Below are 4,919 nucleotides of genomic sequence, written 5' to 3'. Positions count from 1 at the left end.
GGGGCTCTTCCCGTCCTGGGCGGTGGACCGCGACACCGCCGAGCGTTTCGAGCAGGTCGTCGCGGACGAGACCCACCCGTCGGCCCTCCGGCGGATCATCGCCGAGCAGACCGCCGACATGGTCCGGGCTCTGGACGCCCGGGCCGTCGACGCGGCCGAGGCCGGCTGACCGGCCGGTCGGCCGGGCGGCCGGTCGGCCGGGCGGCCACACCGGTCGGTCAGGCGGCGTCGAGGTAGAGGTAGTCCTCCCAGTGCGGGCCGATCTCCCGCAACTGGGAGACCAACCGCCAGGTCCGGCCCCGCGGCGCGGCGAGGGGCACCCGCAGCTCCCAGCCGAGCTCGGAGAGCAGCTTGTCGGCCTTGCGGTGGTTGCACGGCGCACAGGAGGCCACGCAGTTCTCCCACCCGTGCGCTCCCCCGCGGCTGCGCGGGATGACGTGGTCGACGGTGGTGGCCTTGGCGCTGCAATAGCCGCACCTGTGTCCGTCGCGGTGCATGAGCGCCGCGCGGGTCATGGGGACCTGCGAGCGGTACGGGATCCGGACGTATTCGCGTAGTCGGATCACCGACGGCACGCGGATCGCGGTGTCCACCGAGCGGACCAGGAGCTCGACCGGGTGGTCGTGAACCACGTCGGCCTTGCCGCCGATCAGCATCACCACCGCGCGGCGGGCGGGCAGGGCCGTCAGGGCCTCGTAGCTGGCGTTGAGCAGCAGGACGCGCGGGGCGGACGCGAGCGGGACGTGCCGGTCCGGGACCGGTTCCAGCCGGGAGGGGGCTCGTGAACCCCGTTGTCGGTACTCCGTGTTCTCGCGCACTGCAGTGCCCATGGTCGGTCTCCGCTCGTCTGCCCCGAGCCCAGTGCATCAGCCGTGTCCGGGCTCGTCGTGAACCTCGCCTGCCACGATGATGCACCTTCGGTGAACACTTCGTGCGGCTAACGCGTAGCAGAAGGTGGCCGACCCGGCCGGTTCGGCCCGGCGGGCGGGCGGATCCGGGTCGCCGTCGCGGGACCTCGTCGTCGTCGTCTCCCGTGGGTTTCCTGCCGCCGCCGCCCACCCGCCACCACCTGCCCAGGGGCCCCACGGACACCTGGGCAGGCATGATGGGAGGCATGAGCAGCAGCACCTTTTATGACGAGATCGGTGGAGCGGAGACGTTCCGGAAGATCGTCCACGAGTTCTACCGCCGGGTGGCGGGCGACCCCGTGCTGCGCCCGATGTACCCCGAGGAGGACCTGGGGCCGGCCGAGGACCGCCTGCGGATGTTCCTCGAGCAGTACTGGGGAGGGCCCACCACCTACTCCGAGCAGCGCGGGCACCCGAGGCTGCGGATGCGGCACAACCCGTACGTCGTCGACCGCGCCGCCCACGACGCCTGGCTCACCCACATGCTCGCCGCCGTGGACACGATCGACCGCGAGACGCTGGACGACGAACACCGGGCGGCGCTCGTCGACTACCTCACCCGCGCCGCGGCAATGATGGTCAACTCCGCGGAGATCGGGTGAGGCCTCCCTCCCACGTGACGCGCCGGTGGGAGGACATGGTCCTCTACCAGATCTACCCGCGGTCGTTCGCCGACTCCGACGGCGACGGCGTCGGTGACCTGCAGGGCGTGATCGACCGCCTCGACCACCTGGACCATCTGGGCGTCGACGGGGTGTGGTTCTCCCCGATCATGCGCTCCCCCGGCGCCGACCACGGATACGACGTGTCCGACCCGCGGGACGTGGATCCGCTGTTCGGCAGCGTCGACACGCTGCGTGAGCTCCTCGGGCGGCTCCACGCCGCCCGCAAGGTGCTCATCATGGACCTGGTGCCCAATCACACCAGCATCGAGCACCCCTGGTTCGCCGCCGCGGTCGCCGCCGGACCGGGCAGCCCGGAACGCGCGCGCTATCTCTTCCGGGACGGCCGCGGCGAGGACGGCTCCGAACCGCCGAACAACTGGCCGTCGGTGTTCGGCGGACCCGCCTGGACCCGCGTCACCGAGCCCGACGGCACGCCCGGCCAGTGGTACCTCCACCTCTTCGCCCCCGAACAGCCGGACCTGGACTGGACGAATCCCGAGGTCGCCGACGATCTCGAGCGGACCCTGCGGTTCTGGCTGGACCTGGGGGTCGACGGCTTCCGGATCGACGTGGCCCACGGGCTGGCCAAACCCGACGACCTGGCGGATCTACCCGACGACGTGGAGATCGCCCAGCTCGTCGTCGACCCCCGCGACGCGCGCTGGGACCGACCCGGCGTCCACGACATCCACCGACGGATCCGCCGCGTCCTCGACGACTACCCGGGCGCCGCCGCCTTCGGCGAGGTGTGGGTGGGACCGACCGAGCGGTTCGCGCGCTACCTCCGGCCCGACGAGCTGCACTTCGCGTTCCACTTCGCCCTCACCGGCGCCCCGTTCGACGCGCGCGCCCTGCGCGAGGCGATCGACTCCACGCTCGAGGCCGCACGGGTCTCGCGGGCGGCACCCACGTGGGCGCTGTCGAACCACGACGTCGTCCGCGAGGTGACCCGCTACGGCAACGGGGCCGTCGGTACGGCCCGGGCCCGCGCCATGCTCCTGGTGACGCTGGCGCTGCCGGGGATCGCGTTCGTCTACAACGGTGCCGAACTCGGTCTGCCCAGCGATTTCGCGATCCCCCACGATCGGCTCACCGACCCGACCTGGGACCGCACCGGTCATGCCGAGATGGGCCGTGACCACTGCCGCGTGCCGATCCCGTGGGAGGGCGACCGGCCCCCGTACGGGTTCTCGACCGCCGACGACACCTGGTTGCCGATGCCCGAGGGATGGTCGCACCTCACGGTCGCCGCCCAGCGGGAGGACCCCGACTCCGTGCTGTCGCTGTACCGGTCGGCGATCGGGATCAGGCAGTCCTGGCCGACGGCGGACACGGAAGCGATCGTCTGGGAAAGTGAACTTGACGGGTGTCAGGCGTTTCGGCGCGAAGGCGGCGGGATGCTGTGCATGATCAATACATCCCCTCGGACGGTGCCCCTGCCCGGCGGCGAGATCCTCCTCGCCTCCGGCCCACTCGACGGGAGGGATCTGCCACCGGACACCGCCGTGTGGCTGCAGGACTCCTGAAGGGCTTCGACGTGCGACTTTCCGACAAGACCGCGATCGTCACCGGCGGTGCCGGCGGGATCGGCCGCGGCATCACCCGTGCGTTCGTCAAGGAGGGCGCCAACGTCCTCGTGGTGGACATCAACGACGACGCCGGGGACGCGCTCGCCGCCGAGCTCGGTGAGCAGGTGCGCTACCTCCACTCGGACATCTCGGTCGAGGCCAACGCCGCATCGATCGTCGCGGCCGCCGTGGAGGCGTTCGGGCACCTCGACGTCCTGGTCAACAACGCCCACGCGTCCCGACAGGCACCACTGCTCGAGACCACCGGCGACATGATGGACCTGTCCTTCTCCACCGGCTTCTACCCGACGTTCTGGCTGATGAAGGCCGCGCACCCGCATCTGGCTGAGCGGGACGGGTCGGTGATCAACTTCGCCTCCGGCGCCGGCATCGACGGCAGCCCCACCCAGGCGTCGTACGCCGCGGCGAAGGAGGCCATCCGCGCGATCAGCCGGGTGGCCGCCAACGAGTGGGCGCGCGACGGGATCAACGTCAACGTCATCTCCCCCCTCGCACTCACCGAGGGTGTGGAGGCCTACATCGAGGCGAACCCGGGGATCGAGAAGCGGCTCCTGTCCGGGACCCCGATGCGCCGTTTCGGGGATCCCGAGTCCGACATCGGCCGGGTCGCGGTCTTCCTGGCCAGCGACGACGCGTCGTACATGACCGGCCAGACGATGATGGTCGACGGCGGCGGGCTCATGCTCCGCTAACCGTCGTCGGAGCCGACGCGCAACCTCGGCACGAGCACGTCGCGGACCGTCTCGGGGTTGCGTTCGACCACCACCCAGCGCCGGCCCAGTGCACGGGCCGCGACCGCCGTGGTCCCGGACCCGGCGAACAGGTCCACGACCAGTTCGCCGGGGTCGGTGGCCAGTTCGACGACCCGCCGCATCAACGCTTCCGGCTTGGGGGTGCGGAACCCGTCGACCCCGGCCGCCCTCAGTTCGGCTCGCGCGGTGTCCGTCGAGCCGACCTCCTGGGACAGCCAGATGGTCTTGAGCTTCTTGATCCGCCCCGCCTCGAACCGGTCACGTTGGTAGATGTCCACCCGGGGGCCCGAGCGACCCTTCACCGTCCGGCACACCAGGTCGCCGACGCGTTCCCGTGCCCGCTCTCGCGACCACCGCCACACCGCAGGGGTGAGATCGCCGAACACCGGGAGGATCTCTTCCAGTCCCCCGCCCGGTTCCACCGACACCTCGCCGGTGACCGGGTCGCCGTAGAGCGGGTACGTCATGGTGGGCGTGGTCCGCGGGTTGAAACGCTTGTTGGTGTTGCGCAGCGGCAGGAGCCGGAAGCTGACCCCGTCGACGCCCCGGTGCGGGAAGTCCGCCGGATCGACCGCCGAGGCCACGCCGCCCGCGAGCCGGACGTGCTCGGGGTCGCGGGCGTACACCATCAGACGGTCGTGCGAACCCGCGAAGAAGCGGTCCAGCTGCCGTCCCTTGGGGTTGCTCTCCACCGTGAGGTCCGCGATGAACGCGTCGGCGCCGAAGATCTCGTCGAGCAGACAACGCACCCGGTGGGCCTCGGCGTCGTCGAGGTGCACCCACACGGTTCCGGTCTCGGCGAGCAGGTCGCGGGCCACCACGAGCCGGGTCTCGATGTAATCGAGCCACTCGTGGCGCGGCATGTTGTCGTGGTACGCGTCGAACCTGCCCCCGCGGTTGTACGGCGGGTCGAGGTAGACCACCTGCGCGCCGCCGCAGGGCGCGAGGCCGTGCGCGTCCAGCGCGTCGTGGGCCTCGGCGATGCGCGCGCCGTCGCCGACCAGC

The 4,919-nt window shown here is 71.3% G+C and carries 5 protein-coding genes; 3 read left to right on the top strand and 2 right to left on the bottom strand.

All coding sequences use genetic code 11. From position 1 onward, the window contains the following. Positions 1 to 218 precede the first annotated feature (218 nt). Positions 219 to 830, bottom strand: coding sequence for an HNH endonuclease (locus G6023_RS04875; protein WP_067719791.1), 612 nt, complete (start codon positions 828 to 830; stop codon positions 219 to 221). A gap of 284 nt (positions 831 to 1,114) precedes the next feature. Here G6023_RS04875 and G6023_RS04870 point away from each other — a divergent pair, with 284 nt between their 5' ends. The 3 genes from G6023_RS04870 to G6023_RS04860 are packed head-to-tail and all read left to right on the top strand — an operon-like array spanning position 1,115 to position 3,854. Continuing rightward, the gene (locus G6023_RS04870; protein WP_082924117.1) at positions 1,115 to 1,510 is read left to right on the top strand and encodes a globin; all 396 of its coding nucleotides are present in this window, start codon (positions 1,115 to 1,117) and stop codon (positions 1,508 to 1,510) included. A gap of 35 nt (positions 1,511 to 1,545) precedes the next feature. After that, positions 1,546 to 3,099, top strand: coding sequence for a glycoside hydrolase family 13 protein (locus tag G6023_RS04865; RefSeq protein WP_182634229.1), 1,554 nt, complete (start codon positions 1,546 to 1,548; stop codon positions 3,097 to 3,099). An 11-nt stretch (positions 3,100 to 3,110) separates the two neighbouring features. Then, a complete protein-coding gene (locus tag G6023_RS04860) occupies positions 3,111 to 3,854 on the top strand; it encodes an SDR family oxidoreductase (protein ID WP_182634228.1) in 744 nt (247 codons plus the stop codon). On the opposite strand, the gene G6023_RS04855 is transcribed toward G6023_RS04860, so the two are convergent. Continuing rightward, positions 3,851 to 4,919, bottom strand: a 1,069-nt coding sequence (locus G6023_RS04855) for a site-specific DNA-methyltransferase (RefSeq protein WP_182634226.1), incomplete at its 5' end; no start/stop codon positions are given. The genes G6023_RS04860 and G6023_RS04855 overlap by 4 nt on opposite strands.

It is taken from the genome of Dietzia sp. DQ11-71 (assembly GCF_014144995.1).
Lineage (GTDB): Bacteria > Actinomycetota > Actinomycetes > Mycobacteriales > Mycobacteriaceae > Dietzia > Dietzia kunjamensis.
This window is presented reverse-complemented; position numbering and strand designations above follow the sequence as displayed.